We start from the raw sequence: 16,996 nt of genomic DNA on the forward strand, positions 1-16,996 counted from the left end.
AAATCAAACATCCCAAGTGGCTCAATTTGCTCCGAAATGCTGGCTCAGTTTGTACCGAAATAGTGGCTCAGTTTACTCCGGAATATACAGCTTACCTCTCCGATGAGGCCACCCGACATAAGTGGGCTACCCTTTCCCGCCGACTGGCCGCCATCCGCAAGTGGCACCGGCTCCACCAGCATCCCGATCCCGCCCTGGACCAGACCGTACAGACGGTGCTGGAAGGCATCAAGCGCAGCCTGGGCACCGAGCCGGGCCAGGCCCTGGCCTTTGAAATCGAAGAATTCAAGGAAAAGATCCGGTCTATCCCCCGCACCCCCGTCGGACTGCGCGAGCGGGCCTTGCTCCTGGTGGGATTTGTGGGGGCCTTCCGACGCTCGGAGCTGGTCGCCCTGAATTTAGAAAGTATTCAGTTTACCCGGGAAGGAGCGGTGGTTTCTTACCAGGGGAGTAAGACCAACCAGTACGGAAAAACCGAGCAGAAGGCGCTGTTTTTCAGCCCGGACCCCGAGACCTGTCCCGTCCGGGCCCTGCAGGATTACACCACTTTATTAAATCGTTCGGCTGGGCCGCTTTTCGTCCGTATTCGGAAGGGCAACCAGATTACTCAGGACCGGCTCACTGACAAGCAGGTGGCCCGCACCACCAAAACGTACCTGGGTCAGGAATATTCGGCCCATTCCCTGCGGGCTTCTTTCGTGACGATCGCTAAACTCAATGGAGCCGATGATTCCCAGATCATGCAACAGACCAAGCACCGCACCCGCACGATGATCGACCGCTATACCCGCGTGCAGCAGGTGGTCCGGCACAATGCCGCCATGAAATTGGGGCTTTGAACGTGGAATTCTAATTTCAGAACAACTATTGTACATTAATTGGAGATTCAAATAAATGGGTATATGCAGCTATATACCTGACTAACTGAGGCCAACTATAGATATGTGAATTGGTTGGTTGTAAAGCTTTCCTCCTTTAAGGAGAGAATGAGACGGCTGCCGCGGGGGAGGTGATAAGGGCAAAAGTGCTGCAATACTGCACAGAGTCTTTACAGATTTGCTCATTCATTAATAAAGTTCGGAAGAGACAACGTTTGTAGTGAAAATAGGAAAACTTATTTCAGGCTAAGACCGTGACAGCAAGTTACCAATAGTATAGACTTATTCACTAATCAATATTATATAAATAATTAGCTGCGGCATCTCCCATTTTCAGATGGTCATGACCCACGTTTGTGACTATTACTAACTCCCAATTAAAACCAAATCCAAGTTCTTCTGCAATGGCTTTAGACTTGTTATAAAAATTTGTTCCACGCTCGAGTCTATGAAGTCCCTGTTCATTTGCACTTTTTGATTGCAGGAAAGTACCTCTTGTTTCATTTTCGTTGTCTAACTCACCCAAAAGAACAACTAAACGTCTTTTGAAAGTACTTTTTAAAGATTCTTGAGTGATAGGCATATTCTTACAGCCGAAAGGAAAATCAGCTTCAAACGTTGGTAATGTATAGAAACTTGAGTTGGAAGCTAAGATTCTGTTTGCCTTAGAACTTTTTTGAAATATAGCGAGCCTGTGTAAAATATGTCCTCCCGCAGAATGTCCAAATATATCATATGAGTTCTGCTTTAAATCCACAGCATTTACAACTAAATCAAATAACCTATCAAAGTCGTTAAAAATCCATTCGTTGGAATTTGAGTTGACTTTAAAATTAAGCATAGCCTCATCTAATCTTGCAGTATTCGTATTATCAATGTATTCTATGTTAGCTTTTAAGTTTGAATTAGTTATTAGTCCACCTAAATGATAGTCCTCAAATCCATATTCGTCATTAGAATACATGGGAGAAAGAATTAAAAGGCTATACTCTTCTGATTCTGCGATCCACGTGTCTCTATAGCTATCGGCATTTCTGCCAGCCCCTGGTATAACGATTAGAACCTTAGATGTTGAATTGAAGTTTTTAGGTCTATGATAAAAGACTTTAATTGTTTTTCCTTCATTTCCAACTCCTCCTTCAATGAGAAATGCACCTGAACCTTCATTAATTTTGATTTCATTCAGGGCTGGCTCTTCGGAAAAATCACCTTTCTTGATTAGCTCCATTTTACAATGCGGACAAATCCCGCCTTCTGAAAAGGTTAGTTTATCACATTCCAAATTGCAAGGTTTACACACATATACCTCATCTTTGTTTTGACAAGAGCTTATAATTAGTGATAGAAGTATTAGAGAAAGAAAGATTATTCTATTCTTCATCTTTTGTATTTATTAATAATTTAAATTACCTATAAATTCTAATCTCATATTTTTGAAAAAGGAGGCTATAATTTTTTTTGCCCTTCGGTGATTTAACGACAGTTCCAGCGGCCTAACGCAAAAGCAGTTAGTGTATGTCGCTTCCGTAATCCTATTCTAACCTGCTTCATGGTAGTGGTAAACACTAAGGTGATTTAGATTTATTATAGTAGTTGATGAAGTTGAGGATTCTGCCAAAGTGGCTATCATCCGTTTTGGCAAAAGCTAATGTTTTTCTTGTTAAATGGGGCTGGCGCTGCCTAAGCGTGTTATTGAAGCGTTCGATATGGGCTGTTCCACCTGCTTTTTGAAAATGCCTATCTGTAGGAATAACCGCTTCATAGACAGGATACAGGTCAGTATAAAAGACCTCATTTTGCTGATAGTACTCTGGTAAGCTTTCCCATAGAAGCCGTCCACAGTACTCGCTCCGGTCGCCTGTAGCCAGACCTACAATCTGTCTACTACTGCGCTCAATTGCTAACCAGATCCAGGTTTTAGTTTGCTTACTACCAACGAATGAATACATTTCATCTACTTCTATGACAGGCTTGATAACACTAGTATCCACCTGGACGTGAAAGTAATGATCTACCGCAGCGGCGGCCGCTTTTTTTTCGCTAGTTTTATGATAGTAGGACGGCTTACGCCTGTAACACGCTGGATACCTCTCAGAGAAGTGCGCTCTAGTAAGAGCTTTTCTACCTGCTCGTAACGTTCGACTCGTTGCTGGGCCACATTGCTGATAGTGCCATACTTATTACAATCCTTACAGTGGTACTTAGGATAACCGGATGTTGAATGACCATTCTTCCGTAAGTTCAAACTGCCGCAGCGTTGGCATCTATAAGTTATAGTTTCGCTGATCATGAGGCAAATATAAAAAATCACCCCCTAAATTACCACTACCTGCTTCATGGAGCTCAATACAGCGTCGACGCAGGGCTTCGTAATCACTTTGTTTATTGCTTGCCATCAAACTACAAAGAATTCTTGAAAAAAAACTTACTCATGTATCAGTACAGTAGGAGACCTCGATCCTGGTAGGGGCTTGGTCATTCTCACCTTTATGGAAACCACTGACCAGGTACTCATGCGGCAAAAACAGGAACTACTTCTGGAGGAACTAAGACAGTCCAATAAAGACCTGGAGCAATTTGCCTATGTAGCTTCTCACGATTTACAGGAACCAGCGCGTAAGATCAGTTCTTTCTCGAATCTGGTGGTGAAGCAGTATGCACAGGTACTGCCACCGGCCGGAGTCGACTTACTCCAAAGAATGCAGTCAGCCAGTATACGGATGCAGGACCTGATAGATGGGCTGCTAACCTACTCCCAGTTTTCTACTCAGAAGGAGCCACATCAGCCGGTTTCCTTATCTCTGCTCGTGCAGCACATCCTGTCAGACCTTGAAAGCAGGATTGACGAGAAAAAGGCGGATATACATGTAGCTGAACTGCCCCAAATACAAGGTAACCCTATTCAACTCCGGCAGCTGTTCCAGAACCTGATCAGCAATGCCTTAAAGTTTTGCCATCTTGATAGACCTCCACAAATCACGATCGAGTCAGAGCAGGCAACGGAGGAAGAAATCATGCAGTCGGGACTTGATATAGAGGTCAAGTATCTGGCCATTCGGGTGAAGGATAATGGCATTGGTATGGAGCAGGCTAACGAGAAAAAGATCTTTGAGTTGTTTGCTCGCCTGCACGGCCGGAGCCAGTATCCGGGTAGTGGACTGGGACTGTCTATCTGCAAAAAGGTGGCCGAGCTGCATGGAGGTAGTATCACAGTGACCAGCACACCTGGTACAGGAAGTACCTTTATTGTTATATTACCAGCTCTCATTTAAATGAAGATTGAAGTCGGTCCCATAGTTCCTAAGAAGAAATCAAATAGCCAAAATTCTACTTCTGATAATAAAGGTCTATCCCATATAGCTTAATCTACTGAGAGTTGCCTGACACGTGTATACGATCAGGCCTTTAAACCTTCCATATATAATCTAAGAAACTCAAAAAGTGGTGGAATTACAGAGTTTGATTACACCTATTGCTGAACCGCCAAGACCTAAAAGGTCCAGAATGATGTAGAGAAACCCAATTATTACTCCATATCCTGCCTGAGTAAATAGGCCAGGGCTGTCTGCCGGGTGGCGGTGCTTTGTTTGCTGACCGCCAGTGCCAACGCCTTTCGTGTCCCCACCAGCACGGCCAGCTTCTTGGCCCGGGTGATACCAGTGTAGACCAGATTCCGGAACAGCATTCCGAAGTGCTGCGTGACCACAGGGATAATCACGCTCTCAAACTCACTGCCCTGGGACTTGTGAATGGTGATGGCATAAGCCAGATCCAACTCCAGCAAATGCTCCTTGGTGTACCTTACTTCCTTCACCTCTTTGCCTGCCTTAAAGCTCACCGATAGCTCCATTTCCTGATTGTCTACCTTCGTGATGGAGCCGATGTCCCCGTTAAATACATTCAAGTCATAGTTGTTGTGCTTCTGTATCACCCGGTCCCCCTCCCGCAGGATCCTGCCTCCTATCAGGATTTGTGCTTTTCCTTCCCTGGCCGGGTTGATCCGCTCCTGAATGACTTTGTTGAGGTTGGTGGTTCCCAGGCTGCCCTTGGTCATGGGGGAGAGAATCTGTATCTCCACCTCATTGCCATGGTATTTAGGAATGATTGACTCATACAGCTTTTCGACCATTCCCACCGCTGAAAGGCCGTAATGCAGCGAGGACCAGGGGTGGACACGCAGCAGGACTTCCCTGAGCTCTTCACTGTGCCTACGGGCCTGCAGCAGGGCCTCCAGATCCACATGGCTGAACTTTTGGGGGATGGACAGGCCGCAGCCCTGCTGATAGGGATCCGCTGCCGCAACGTCCGTTGTGGCACCTCCCGTTGTGGCACCTCCTGTTTCATCCGCTGCCTTGCCGGCCGGCTCACCCATCATTCTCCTGACTTTGGAGATGAACCTGAGTTGCTCACTGGTGGCTTCCTCTGAGTCAATAAATAGGCAGTCCTTCTTCTGCTGCCAGACCAGGGGCTTGTGAAAGGGAGACTCTATCCGGGGTACTTCCCCGCTGTTTATCTGGTGGGCATAGGAGATGATAAGCGATTCCTGCGCCTGCCTGAATACTTTCGTCAGCTTCTGGCATGGGACCACTCCGGATGCAATCATGTCTTTGAGCACATTGCCCGCCCCCACGGCAGGGAGTTGGTCGGCGTCCCCTATCAGTACCAGCTGGCCGTCAGCAGGCACTGCCCGGAGCAGGGAAGCAGCCAGGTGAACGTCGAGCATCGAGCACTCATCCACGATGAGCACGTCCGTTTCCAGGGGATCCTGTTCATTTCGCTTGAAGCCCCCTTTGGAAGGGTCCCACTCCAGCAGCCGGTGAATGGTCCTGGCCTCCACGCCGATGACCTCACTCATGCGTTGGGCAGCCCTGCCGGTAGGGGCGGCCAGCATGACTTCCCTGCCCATCATCTGCAGGACTCCTACCAGTGCCCGGGTGGTGGTGGTTTTCCCGCAACCCGGCCCCCCTGTGAGGATGGAGAGGTGCCTGGTGGCTATTTGCAGTACGCTCAGGCGCTGCTCTTCGCTGAGGGTAATCTGGTGCAGCTGGCAGAACTCCTCCAGGTCCCCTAGCAGATGCGCTCGGTTAAGGCTGATTGGGCGGCTGGCCAGCTGCCTGACCTTGGTGGCGATGTACTGCTCATCATAGTAGAGCGAGTGGGCGTAAAAGCATTTCTGGGCCGTTCCCTGCTCATCGGGCAGCAACCTGATTTTAAGCTCTTCTTTTCTCCCCATCTCAAGAAGGTTAGCCTCAATGGCAGCGGTATCCGCCAGGGACAGCAGTTCAGCCACTGCCTGAATGATCTGCTCCTGGGTCAGGTAGCAATGCCCCTGCTCTCTGGCGTTTTGCAGCACATGGGCAATGGCTGCCTGTACACGCTGGGTGGAGTCCTGGGCCAGGCCCAGGCTCAGGGCCACTTTATCGGCCGAGAAGAAGCCGATGCCGTAGATATCGGCGGCCAGGCGGTAAGGGTTCTTCCTGACTATCTCAATGGCGTCATTCCCATAGGTCTTGTATATTTTGACGGCAAAAAGGGTGGAAATACTGTGCGACTGCAGAAAAAGCATCACATTCCTTATCTCCTGGTGCTCTACCCAGGCTTTGCTGATCATCTCCAGCTTGAGCCGGGCAATGCCTTCAACTTCGGTGAGCCTTTCGATGCTGCTCTCAAAAACATCCAGGGTACTGTCCCCAAAATGCCGGACGATTCTTTTGGCCGTCACCGGGCCTACCCCTTTGATTAAGCCCGAGCCCAGGTACTTTTCCAGCGCATTAGCCGTGGCAGGTTTCCTTTCGATGCCCCTGGAGGCTTTGAACTGCAGGCCATAGCTAGGGTGCGTGGTCCACTCACCGTAAAAGTCAACGGTGGCCCCGGCGAAGACCTTGGACTGGTGGACAAGGACAGTGAGGTCTTCATGGGGCCTTTGGAAGCTGTTTACCTTCAGCACAGTATAGCCTGTCTCAGCGCTATGAAAGGTCACGCGCTTGACGATGCCCGATAGCTTTTCGGGTTCAGCCGAAGTTTGTCTGTCCAGTGCCTGCATGTACAAGGATAGGTAAAACCAAAGATACAGTCTTAGCCTGAAATAGGTTGTCATAATTTCACACTAAAATGACAACCTATTTCAGGCTAAGACATTTATGGCATCAAGACCACTAGGATGTTACACCATGGTTCAGAAGACACCTTTGCTTGTTGATTTACCAGATATAGAAAGATAATAACCCCTCAAATAGATATATAGGAATCTCCCGTCTGATCCTTAGTTTTCCAGCCTTTCGTTGACGATATCGATTTCCAATTGTCCAAACTGCCGTTTGGGAAAATGCCCCACCATCCTTACTTTAAATGTCTCTCCTAGCTCCATCTTCAGAGCTATCTCCTTTCCAATGGTATCAGGCAGATACCCTAGCTTGTACTCATTCACATAGACCTCGACTGCAAAAGAGTCCTGTTTTATATTAAAACTTCTCCGAAGTGTGAACGGGGAATCTTCATGGATATATCCTTTTCTTTTTGCCATTTCGTATTTATAATGGTACAACCCCATTATTTCTACATTTTTATAGTGAATCGGCTTGATCCAATTTTTATACATTAGTAACTCCTCCTCCTCCCTCTGGACCGGCAATGAACGTTTTTGTGCTCGACCTGCTTTGTATAGCCGGTAAAAGAAATACAGGAATCCAAACCCTAATACTACCTTTAGCAAAAGGAATAGCAACCGAGACAGTGAATCTTCCATAGTAGTAAGTTTTACAACCATTAAATCACTGCCTTTTTCCGGGCCTCTCTGCGCTGCATCCGCTTGTCCAGCGACATCAGGAAGGCCGGCAGCAGGATCAGGTTAGAGGTCATACCCATTAGCAGCGTTATGGACACCAGTATACCCAATACTACAGTACCCTGGAAGGTAGAGGCGCCAAAGATAGAGAACCCGGCAAACAGGATGATGGCGGTATAGAACATACTGATACCCGTCGACTGGATAGTTCTGGCTACGGCGTCGGCTATGCTGTAACGCCCGCTGCGGAGCTCATCCTTGTACTTGGTCAGGAAGTAAATGGTACCATCCGACGACAGACCAAACGCTATACTGAAAATCAGGATCGTGGATGGCTTGATATGAATATCAAAGAAGCCCATCAGTCCCGCCGTGATGATGAGAGGTACCGTACTGGGTATGACCGCGATCAGGATCATCCGCAGGTTTCCGAATATGAAGGCCATGATTAGCGATATCAGCACGATGGCCAGGATGGTACTCTCGAGCAGGTTCTGCTTGAGGTAATCGTTGCCTTTGGTAAATACCACACTGTTACCCGTTAGCTGCGCCTCTATGCGCTCCTCCTTAGGTACCCATCTGCCGGTAGCCTGGTCATAGTTAAAGATCGTATCCATCCGGGGCTGCAGCTGGCTATACAACTCCGTGATCCGGCGGGTACCTACGTCGGCAATCTGGAAGCTCACGCGGGTGTAGCGACGGGTACTGTCCATGAATCCCTTAAACTGGCTCTCTTTGCCCTTAAAGGTAGAGGCGTAGCTGGCCAGCTTATTGAGCTCAAGTGCGCCGGGTACCCGGTAGTACTTGGGATCGCCTCCCCGATACGACTGGTAGAAAAACTTGATGGCCTCCACCAGCGAGAGCGGCCGGGTGATCTCGGGGTACTTCTCAAACTCCCGCTGCATGAGGCGAATCTTGGTCAGGGTAGTAGGGTCAAGTACGCCGCCCGGACGCTGCGTATCAATGGCTACCTCAAAGGGCATAACGCCTTTGAAATGCTTTTCAAAGAATTTAAGATCGGTAAAGATGGGATCATTTTGAGGCAGGTCATCTACTACGTAGCCCACAGCAGTGATGCGGGTCATACCATAAAGAGAGGTCAGCACCAGTAGGCTTACCAGGGTATATATAACAGGCCGTCTATCCCGTACAATACTCCCTACCAGCGACAGGAAGGCATTGATCCGGCGCGATTCCAGGTGCCCCATCTGGCGGGCCGAAGGGGGAGGAAGTATGCTGAAAATAATAGGAATCATGATCATGGACAGGGCGTAGGTAATCATGACCGACAAGGATGACACCAACCCGAACTCCGACAGGAAGGCACTACCGGTGAAGCAGAATACACCAAAGCCAATGAAGGTAGTAACGTTGGCCCAAAAGGTCGTCTGGCTGATCTTTTCGATGGATAGTGCCAGCGACTGGAATTTATCGCCACTCCGGGCGTACTCCTCGTGGTACTTGTTGACCAGGAAGATACAGTTAGGGATACCTATCACGATCAGCAGCGGGGGAATCAGGCCCGAAAGCAGCGTGATGCGAAAGTCAAAGATACCTATTAGTCCCAGCGACCACACAACCCCCAGCCCCACGACAAAGACTGCCGCCAGTGCTACTACTATAGACCGGAAAAACAAGAGCAGAATCAGCGCCGTTACCCCAAAAGCCAGTACCATAAAAAGACTCATCTCCTTGCTTACCTTCGACATAAACTCCGTACGGATGTAAGGCATACCCGACAGGTGTACTTCCTGCCCGTTCTTCTCACCAAAAGCCAGGGCTATGGCCTTGATCTGCCTGGCAATATCAATGCGGCTCTTGCTGTTGAGCTTACTCTGGTCGAAGGTTACGGCCATCAGGTGCGCCTTCCCATCCTCGCTCACCACAAATCCCTGGTAGAAGGGCATGGCCGCTATCTTAGCCGCAATAGTATCCACCTCGGCCTGGGTAGTAGGTTTCTGACTCGTCAGTGGCTTAAAGTCAAAGCGGTTAAGGCTGTCGTTGCGTACGATTTGAAACAGGTCTGCGTTGGAGAGTACATTCTTGATGCCATCTATGGCTTTGATCTCCCGGCTTAGCTCGTACCACTCTGTAAACAGGGGAAGGCTGTACATACTATCCGTCTCGATACCAATAACCATGACACTGCCATCCTCGCCATAGCGCCCTTTGAACTCTTCATACAACTTGAAATTAGGATCAGTAGCGGGCAGTATCTTGGCCAGTTCGTAGGATAGCCGGATACTGCTGGCTTTGTATCCCATAAAAGCAGTAGTCAGGATCACCAGGCCAGCCAGCCAGGCGCGGTTTCGGAGGATAAATTTGGATAACGTATGCCAGAATAACATGAGCAAGCAGTAGTAGTTAGACAATCACAGAAGATCTCTCTTCCCGGATAAATATCAATTAGTAATAGAGTTATAAACAGTAGTAGACAACTGGTAATGCCAGTGATAAAAGCTAATGAACCGCCCGGCTCCTGATCTTCCCTCCCTGGACGTCATTGATGTTAAACTGAACCAGGAACGCCTGTTGATCAATCTCCTGAACAACATTGATCAGCCGGCCTATTTCCAGACGGGTGACTACTGCATAGAGTACATCACCGGGCTTCTCCTGATAGCCCCGTTTACCAAATCCCATGCCGCTTTTCAGGATCGTGATACCCCAGCCATTTTGAGAAACAGCAGATTCAATGGCCTGGTAGTGTTCACTCACAATCAGGATTCCCGTGTACTGCTCCATACCATGAACCAGAAAATCAATGGTTTTAGAGGCGGCAAAGTAAGTGATCATGGAATATAGAGCGGGTTCCACGCCGAGCAGAAATACCGCCGTTGAAAAGATAAACAGGTTCAGCAGCAGGATTACATCACTGACTTTCAAGAGGTGGGACTTGCGGCTTATCAGGAGTGCCAGGGCTTCTGTACCATCTAAAACAGCCCCACCACGCATAGCCAGTCCTATACCAGCTCCTATAAAGAATCCACCAAAAATAGCCGTCAGCAACAGATCGGGAGTTACATCGGGAAATGGAACGACGGCCAGACAAAAGGCTAGTCCGGCAATGGCCAGGGTGCTTCTTATAGCAAACCGACGACCGATTAATCGGTAGGCCATAAATATAAACGGGAGGTTGATCAGCGGGATAAGTAGGGCTAATGAAAGACCCGTTGACTTAGAAATCAACATAGATATACCCGTTGCTCCTCCATCAATGAAATGGCTGGACAGCAGGAAACCCTCAAGGCCAAAACCTGCACTAAGAATGCCTAGAACTATTAGTATTATATCTCTGAGTTTTCTCTCATTCCGGGTTGTGTTCATAATATTAAGCAGTAAAGTGGATGGTTAGAGTAGCCTATAATAAACCATAGGGGGAGTGGCTTAAAGTAAAAATTAGCTGGTTCTCCCTCAGGGTATTACAAACAATCTGATTGGACGATGTATAAAGACATAGTGAGCCGTGACCTCTTTGACAGGTCAGCTTTAAAATGGTCAACAGACCATTAAATCAGGCACATGGACTAACAAATAGTTAGTTTACGGAGCATTGGTGACTATGAACCTTCCACATATTCTTTGAAAGGTTGAAAACACAAAGTCAGTAGTATGTAAATTAGGTTGCACAGGACGTGCAAAGGGGAAAGCTATCCAGAGTAAACGAGATAAAAAATAGTAGTAATGAGGTGAATAGAGAGAAAGCGTAGGTGTAACCAGAGCGTAAAGTGACAAGTGCGCAGCCGACTTGCCTGCCTCTGGCCGTCGTGAAGGTATCTTCTTATAATTAACCTTTAAATAAATCTGGCTATTTTGAAGCTTATCCAATGTAGTTAGAAAAGGTAGAGGCGAAGAACTCTCACTCCCCTTCCCAGCCTGAGATACCTTGTACGTACTTCTCTTCAATAAAAGATTAGACTGACAATCCAGCGATTGATTGACTGATGCCTTCTCAACCCCTACCAGCGACCACAATGCTGCCATTACCAGGGCAGCAAGAAGTAAGCTTAAAGCGGGTTTAAAAGTTCTATTTGAATTCACGAGAAGTTCATATTCAGTCGTACCGCAAAGTTACTAGGTAATTTACTATCCCATCAATTGGTAGCAATAAAAACATGTATTTTAGCCTTTTGACTTTATCTCAAGCTGCTAGCCATTGCTCTTTTGATAGCTATTTCGCTGGCCAGGTATAAGTAAGCGCAGTGATTAGCTGAGCTATGGATTCTGGAAATCCGGTGATGTAAAAGTAATCAGGTGATTCTATATAAATTTGTCCCGTTGGATCATTGGCTATTTCATTTTCCAGGGGCAGCAGCAGGTTCACCAGAGATTCAACGGCATACATGGCTTCTCCATCACGCAGCTCAAAATAGGACCTCCCTTGATACCTGATCTTGTTCAACATGGTATTTATCATACTGGTGTGAGGAAACATAACCGACCTAATCAAGCTATCTATGGATAATGACAGTATTACATACCTACCAAAGTCGACACAAAAGGAGCATTTTACCATTCACGCTTATTTAGCAATGCAACAGGGAAATTCTTTTCTTTACCATAGAGTTTGAGCTCAACGATGTCGGCCGGTAGACTAATGCCCTTTTGCTCAAGAGATACCTTGATGTCCCGCATCACCTCTCCCCTGGTCACCAGGGCCGCTCTTTTGAAATCAAGCGTTTCAACCCAGAAGAATACCTTCAGGTTGACGGTGCTGGTAGCCAGCTCATCTTCGGCAACAAAGTTTTCGTGGATATGATCGTGCACTACACTCTTGTGAGAATCTAGAACGCTTTGAATAATTTGCCTGGCTGTGTCAATATCTTCTTCATAGGCAATGCCTACCAGAAATTCCCAGCGAAAAAAACCATCCTTTGTATAGTTAGCTACCGGTTTATTAAGTACATCGGCATTGGGAATGTGTACGTCCTGCCCGTTAAAGGTCTTGATATGCGTGTATCTGAACTTGAGGGCTTTCACCTTGCCGATTACTTCCCCCACCTGGACGGTATCATTTATGTGAAAAGGACGATTGAAAGCAAGGATCATTCCGGCTATAAAGTTTTGACCTATATCTTTGAAGGCAAACCCAAGGACTAACGTTGAGACTCCGGCGGTGGCAAGTAGTCCACCCGCTACCCCACTAAGACCCGCCGTCTGCAAAGCCAGCATGGTGGCAACCAGGGTAAATACTAACTTGATGGTGTTCCCCAGGAAATTGCTCATAAGTGGGTCCTGCGAACGGGCTTCCAGGCGGCTACGGGTAAAGCCTCCAACGGTACGGGCAATTAGGATACCCACCACTATAATCTAATCAGAAGGGCCAGAGCTAAACGGGGCGTGGCAGCAATAAAGCTATCCCAATAGCTATCAAGGGAGGTATACAGCTTCTTCCAAAATGTTTCAACGGATTTATTGGCTTCTTCCATAGTCATAAGTAGCTACTTCTTCTTAAGCAGCTGCATCAGAAAAAGTTTTCTGACAATCGTCATTGAAATGTATCTTTTAGCGCTTCGACTCAAATTGTCCACTTTCAGATAACACTCTACTGTAGTGACTAGTCAGGACAACAAATAATCGTGAAAATCCGCTGGTATAGTAGGATATTTAACTTTTAAATTAAAAGTTGTATCTATACCAACACAAGATCTCCCACGAGTAAGTACCAGTGGGAGAACGTACCATGTCGAACCTTATTAGAAGTGAACAACCGTATATTATATTAACCCCTGAACATTATTCTTGTTTACTGTAGGATAAAGTAAGGGGTTATTTTCATCAAGAGGTCTTAGTAAACCCTTTGCCTGTTAATAGCTTTCTATCACCAATAACATTCATTCTAACATACGAACTATTAAATGGATAAGCAGTATAAATTATTCTGCTCTTTTCTCATTACAGAGGTAAGTATCTGTAATAATTCCTGCTTTGGAAAGGGTAAAGCAACGGCTTTCCTCCACAATACCTGTAAACAGGTTACGGGCTTTATATATAATAGTAGCCTTATAGTAAACAGAGCCACTGTCACCTGTTCTCAGTAACTTTACATGAATTGTTTTGAAACTTGAAGGAAAGAGTAAGGTGCTTCTTGTCTTCTGAACGACTAGTGCTACCAATGATGACATAGTTGCTGATTGTACATTCGCCTGGGTAGTACTTGCTGGCTGCTTCGGACTTCTTAGCATGATCAGCAAAGGAATGACGATCACTGAAATACGAAGTCTTTCCCAAATCTTCTTATTCTTATATAGTAATTCCATAGCTGTAATCACCACAAGGCGAGACGTTGATTCATTATTCTTACCCAGATTCCAGGCAAATAGGCTGACCATCAGGTATTCTTTCTTCCAATGCGATGCGTATCAGGTGAGTACAGCTTTAGAGGTACTACCTGGTGAGAGAAATAACAAACTGCTTCTTTACCAGATTGATAATTTACTGCTTTCCGTACGGAATATCGACTATACTATCATAAAAGGCTAAGAAATATAGCGTCATCACAATCACACCTACTACTATTAGAAATCTCAGAACTTGTAGGGAAGATAAAAATCATAATTCTGGTGTCAACTCATCCGGTATAGAGCCTATTCAATATGTGGGGATGATTGTTCTAAGCTAACTTTCTTTAGTACCCTCGAAATAGTTGACGAAGTGGCGCTTCAAGAGGTCTTCCTAGGTGACTTTTTACAAGTTACCAGCCATTCGTGCCGAGTTATAGCAATCAACAGCAATGATAAAGTTTGTGATTACCTGCTGTCTCCCTATATAGACCAATTACAAGACTGTCTTCGGAAAGAAGTACGCTTCCGTGCACTTGTAATAAATCTTAAAGATAACCTTTATAAGGTCAAAGTGGAAAGAGCTTAACCTATTGTGAAAGCTACTTTTTATATGTATAGTAAAATGCCTTCCGGTCTGGATAAACATTCCAAATGGAACGAGCTCCTAACAGCCGGAAGGCGTTTTCTTGAAAATGACTCCTAATTAAACCTTTCCTCTTGCTATTCATTCAGAACCAGGTCTAACTCTTCTGCTATAAGATTTATAGCTTTAGCTACGTGGTCTGGATCCTTATCGAAAACATTACCATTGGTGATACCACTCGCATACCCCTGCCACACTACCACTCCTTTTTTAGCGTCTACCAGCTGAACAATAATTGTCCCTTTATCAAAAAAGTACTTTTTACCACGACGTCCGGGATCATCTGCATGCAGGATGAGCCCTAGCTTCTCCTGGCTTATTTCGTTCTTTCCCCAGTATTCTGGATCACGGAAGTACCCTTCATAGGCTGTCATTTCAACGGGCTCGTCAAAGACCCGGAAATTGACCAGAAGATCAGGATTCTGGGTTACCATTTTAAATTTACGCGCTGCAAGCTCATGAGCTAAAGCATCTCTAATGGCAGTCTTAAGGATAGCATCATTAAGGGCACTTGCAAGACTTGTTTCAAGGCTTATATTTTTAGCCCAGGAATAGGTTTTATATTGATCAAAAGGGGCTGATATATCCTTATCCGAAGTAACCTTATAATCCTGGGCTAAGAGCGGTGACGATACAAAGGCCAGGAGAAGAATAAATACTTTTAATAACTGTTTCATAATCGCATCATTTTTAGTTTAACATTTTTACAAGATCAATCAGTAGCAAATTTTCGATAGAGTATTCATTATCAATAGGTTGCTATATTAATTTATATAAAAAAGTTATTCCACCAAGGCATTGACGCTCCTATGAGGTCAAGTGGACCCAAATGTCTACAACGTATATGCGAAATACTTTCTACTGTTCCTGCTGTTGCTGCTGTTATTATTTTGTGGTAACGATCAGTAGTTTAAATGTAAACGATGCTGTGTTCACTTTACCATGAGTATCAACAAAGTTGATTATAAAACAGCTTTATCCTTCTTAAACAACTTCCTTTACCCCCAGCTGAGCGTTAATCAAAGGGGTCTTGGGGGCCAGGAAAAAGCCGGTCAGGCTGGCAAACATGATCGGGATGAAATAGTGGAAGCCCGTTAGTGTAGAGAGTAGTACGGTAGTACTGATAGGAGTACGGGTGACACACGCATTAATGGCGGCCATACAGCTTACCAGAATCAGGGGCAGATTCTGTCCCGGAAAGGCGGCATTGATAATTAGCCCCACGGTAGCTCCCACAAAAAAAAGAGGGATGATAAAGCCTCCGCGCCAGCCTGATGTAACAGTAAAGACAATAGCCAGTATTTTTGCAATCAGCAGGATGACTAGGTAGGTAAGGCTGAACGGCTCTTCTAAAAGTACATTCAGTTCATCATGGCTAAAGTACCGTGACAGGGGTACCAGGTAAGCAATAGTTCCTATGAATACTCCCCCGATCATCATGTTGATATAAATAGGCAACTTTAATTGTCTGAACAGTCTTCTGGACTGACGTACCGTAAATATAAAGAGCCAGCCCACGGCCGTACCAGCCATACCATAGAGCATAGCATAAAAAAAGTCATTTAGTTCAGGAGTTGCGTACATAGGGAAATGCCAGGTAGGACCAATACCTATGTGCGTAATCAGTATAAAGATAACATAGCTCGAGCAGCTGGCTACAAAAGCGGGTATAAGCGCCTGGTAGTACTCCACCACATGTTTGTGATGCAGAATTTCAACAGCGAAAAGACTACCGCCTAAAGGTGCACCAAACAGGGCAGTGAAGGCAGAAGCCATACCGGCAATACTCAGGGAACGGAGATCCTCTCCTTTGAATCCCAGTTTTTTAGCTATCCAGGTACCGGTAGAGCCTACAACCTGTACCAGTGGTGCTTCCGGTCCGGCACTACCTCCACTTGCTATACACAACCAGGACGACAGGATCATGGAGGGGTTGTTCTTTGGCTCCAGTCTCCCCCCCTTAAAGCGGATGTTGTTTACAATAAGATCCATTTCGCCGGGATCGCCCAGGAAGTAGATGACCAGTCCTGCCAGTAGCCCAGCCCCTGCCATAAGAGGAATAATATATAGCCCCTGCACCTGCCCTAGAAAATGGAGCAATCCTTCCAGTATAGTCCAGTAAAAACCGGCTATGACACCTCCTACGATGCCAATGAGTACCCAAAGCAAAAATATTCTGCTGAATACAAAGGGGTTGAACTGTAAAGGGTAATTAAGTTGATTCCTGAGTGTTACCGCAAGTCTCTTGGTTTTGTAATCCATTCCGGAAAGTGACTGTTTGCCGTAAAGGTGTCTTTTATACCTTTACTTTACAAAGAAGATAATAATATTAAATTGTTTAGACAACGAACAAAGGTATATCAACTTTACCTATGTAAATCTTCATTTTACTTTTAACCATTCATCA

14 protein-coding genes are annotated in these 16,996 nt (G+C 46.0%); 2 read left to right on the forward strand and 12 right to left on the reverse strand.

Going from position 1 to position 16,996, the window contains the following annotated elements; translation table 11 throughout:
• Positions 1–2 precede the first annotated feature (2 nt).
• A complete protein-coding gene (locus JUB14_RS26455) occupies positions 3–839 on the forward strand; it encodes a site-specific integrase (RefSeq protein ID WP_310586205.1) in 837 nt (278 codons plus the stop codon).
• A 328-nt stretch (positions 840–1,167) separates the two neighbouring features.
• Here JUB14_RS26455 and JUB14_RS26460 read toward each other — a convergent pair whose 3' ends face one another.
• The 3 genes from JUB14_RS26460 to JUB14_RS28240 all read right to left on the reverse strand — a co-directional run bounded on the left by JUB14_RS26460 (position 1,168) and on the right by JUB14_RS28240 (position 3,168).
• Entirely contained in the window at positions 1,168–2,160 is a 993-nt protein-coding gene (locus JUB14_RS26460) for a hypothetical protein (protein WP_229368341.1), read from the reverse strand.
• 283 nt (positions 2,161–2,443) lie between these two features.
• A complete protein-coding gene (locus tag JUB14_RS26465) occupies positions 2,444–2,869 on the reverse strand; it encodes an IS1 family transposase (protein WP_207509891.1) in 426 nt (141 codons plus the stop codon).
• 20 nt (positions 2,870–2,889) lie between these two features.
• Entirely contained in the window at positions 2,890–3,168 is a 279-nt protein-coding gene (locus JUB14_RS28240) for an IS1/IS1595 family N-terminal zinc-binding domain-containing protein (RefSeq protein WP_445515046.1), read from the reverse strand.
• Positions 3,169–3,367: 199 nt separating this feature from the next.
• On the opposite strand from JUB14_RS28240, the gene JUB14_RS26470 reads away from it, so the two are divergent.
• On the forward strand, positions 3,368–4,150 hold the full coding sequence (locus tag JUB14_RS26470) for a sensor histidine kinase (protein WP_207509892.1): 783 nt from the start codon (positions 3,368–3,370) through the stop codon (positions 4,148–4,150).
• A gap of 254 nt (positions 4,151–4,404) precedes the next feature.
• On the opposite strand, the gene recD2 is transcribed toward JUB14_RS26470, so the two are convergent.
• The 9 genes from recD2 to JUB14_RS26515 all read right to left on the reverse strand — a co-directional run bounded on the left by recD2 (position 4,405) and on the right by JUB14_RS26515 (position 16,851).
• Positions 4,405–6,921: an SF1B family DNA helicase RecD2 gene (gene recD2, locus JUB14_RS26475; protein ID WP_207509893.1), complete on the reverse strand. Its 2,517-nt coding sequence runs from the start codon at positions 6,919–6,921 to the stop codon at positions 4,405–4,407.
• A gap of 219 nt (positions 6,922–7,140) precedes the next feature.
• Positions 7,141–7,623 (reverse strand): HIRAN domain-containing protein, encoded by a 483-nt coding sequence (locus tag JUB14_RS26480; protein ID WP_207509894.1) that lies wholly within the window; start codon positions 7,621–7,623, stop codon positions 7,141–7,143.
• Positions 7,624–7,643: 20 nt separating this feature from the next.
• Positions 7,644–10,010: an efflux RND transporter permease subunit gene (locus JUB14_RS26485; RefSeq protein WP_207509895.1), complete on the reverse strand. Its 2,367-nt coding sequence runs from the start codon at positions 10,008–10,010 to the stop codon at positions 7,644–7,646.
• A gap of 112 nt (positions 10,011–10,122) precedes the next feature.
• Positions 10,123–10,989 carry a YitT family protein gene (locus JUB14_RS26490; protein WP_207509896.1) on the reverse strand — a complete coding sequence of 289 codons (867 nt, stop codon included), beginning with the start codon at positions 10,987–10,989 and terminating at the stop codon, positions 10,123–10,125.
• A gap of 844 nt (positions 10,990–11,833) precedes the next feature.
• A complete protein-coding gene (locus JUB14_RS26495; RefSeq protein ID WP_207509897.1) occupies positions 11,834–12,067 on the reverse strand; it encodes a hypothetical protein in 234 nt (77 codons plus the stop codon).
• Positions 12,068–12,171: 104 nt separating this feature from the next.
• Positions 12,172–12,963: a mechanosensitive ion channel family protein gene (locus JUB14_RS26500; protein ID WP_310586206.1), complete on the reverse strand. Its 792-nt coding sequence runs from the start codon at positions 12,961–12,963 to the stop codon at positions 12,172–12,174.
• A 575-nt stretch (positions 12,964–13,538) separates the two neighbouring features.
• Positions 13,539–13,994 carry a hypothetical protein gene (locus JUB14_RS26505; protein ID WP_207509898.1) on the reverse strand — a complete coding sequence of 152 codons (456 nt, stop codon included), beginning with the start codon at positions 13,992–13,994 and terminating at the stop codon, positions 13,539–13,541.
• Between the two features lie 672 nt (positions 13,995–14,666).
• A complete protein-coding gene (locus tag JUB14_RS26510) occupies positions 14,667–15,266 on the reverse strand; it encodes a DUF4136 domain-containing protein (RefSeq protein ID WP_207509899.1) in 600 nt (199 codons plus the stop codon).
• Positions 15,267–15,573: 307 nt separating this feature from the next.
• Positions 15,574–16,851 carry a chloride channel protein gene (locus tag JUB14_RS26515; RefSeq protein ID WP_207509900.1) on the reverse strand — a complete coding sequence of 426 codons (1,278 nt, stop codon included), beginning with the start codon at positions 16,849–16,851 and terminating at the stop codon, positions 15,574–15,576.
• Between the last annotated feature and the right edge of the window lie 145 nt (positions 16,852–16,996).

Origin of the sequence: Telluribacter humicola (assembly GCF_017355935.1) — a bacterium.
Classification (GTDB): Bacteria; Bacteroidota; Bacteroidia; order Cytophagales; family Spirosomataceae; genus Telluribacter; species Telluribacter humicola.